Annotated in this window: 2 protein-coding genes; both read right to left on the reverse strand. The window is 77.1% G+C overall.

Annotated features, from left to right (window positions below):
* Positions 1–570, reverse strand: a 570-nt coding sequence (locus MCAG_RS10080) for a nucleoside/nucleotide kinase family protein (protein WP_007072858.1), incomplete at its 3' end; no start/stop codon positions are given.
* Positions 570–1176 (reverse strand): SIMPL domain-containing protein (locus MCAG_RS10085; protein WP_050777925.1); only part of this gene is annotated, 607 nt, incomplete at its 5' end. The genes MCAG_RS10085 and MCAG_RS10080, both read right to left, overlap by 1 nt.

The raw sequence follows: 1176 nt of genomic DNA on the forward strand, positions 1-1176 counted from the left end.
CTCGTCGCTGCCCAGCGCCCAGGCCCGCGCCTGCTCCGGCGACCGCCCGTACGCCTCGTGCCGGGCGGTCAGCCGGCGGTGCCGTACCTCGGCGTCCAGGTCGAGGAACCACGCCTCGTGCAGCAGCGACCGCACCTCGTCCCACGGGTAGTCCGGCAGCAGCAGGTAGTTGCCCTCGGTCACCACCAGCCGGACCTCCGGCGGCACCTCGATCGCCCCGGCGACCGGCTCCTCCAGGTCCCGCCGGAACTCCGGGGCCCACACCGAGGTCGGCTCCAGCCGGTGCAACCGGCGCAGCAGCGACACATACCCGACCACGTCGAACGTGTCCTCCGCGCCCTTGCGCCCGTCCCGGCCGAGCCGGCGCAGCTCCGCCTGGGCCAGGTGGAACCCGTCCATCGGCACCAGCCGGGCGACGCCGCCCAGCTCTGCGACGATCCGCTCGGCCAGCGTCGACTTGCCCGCCCCGGGCGCACCCGCGATGCCCAGCAACTGGCGGGGGCCGGCGTCGGCGAGAGCGCGGGCCCGCGCCACCAACTCCTCGACGGTGAGCACGTCGGCGGTCGTCATCAGCCCAGCACCGGCTCGGAGATCGTGAACCGGGCCTCCACCGCCGCGTGCACGGTCTGCGGCTGCGGGTCCAGGTCCAGCTCGGGCGGGCCGCCGGCCTCCGCGCCGCCGCCGGCGAACGCGCCGCGGGCCAGCATCGGCTGCGGGGTCAGCCCCGTGTCGGCCAGCTCCAGCAGGGCCGTCACCCGGGCACCGAGCGCCTCGGCGTACTCCCGGGCGCGGGCCAGCGCGTCGGCGATCGCCGCGTGCCGGGCGTCCCGGTGCGCCGGGCTGTCCGGCCGCAGCGACCACCAGGGGCCGGCGATCTCCACCTGGTCCTGGTCGGCCAACCGGAGCATCAGCTCGCCCAGCGCGGTGAAGTCGGTGACGGTGACGGTGGTGCCGACGCTGCCGTGCCAGGCCACCACCCGCTCGCCGGAGCGGCGCGTCTGCGGCCACACCCGCAGGTCCCCGGTCTCCCGGCGGTCCACGGTCGGCTCGGCCGCGTCGAGCAGCACCCGCACGGCGGCGGCCCGCTCGGCGAGGCGGCTCAGGACGGCCTCCCGGCTGCGGTCCCGGGCCGTCGCGGTCACCGTGAACCGGGCCAGCTCGGGAGGAACCTCCCGG

The organism is Micromonospora sp. ATCC 39149 (assembly GCF_000158815.1).
In the GTDB taxonomy this organism is placed as follows: domain Bacteria; phylum Actinomycetota; class Actinomycetes; order Mycobacteriales; family Micromonosporaceae; genus Micromonospora.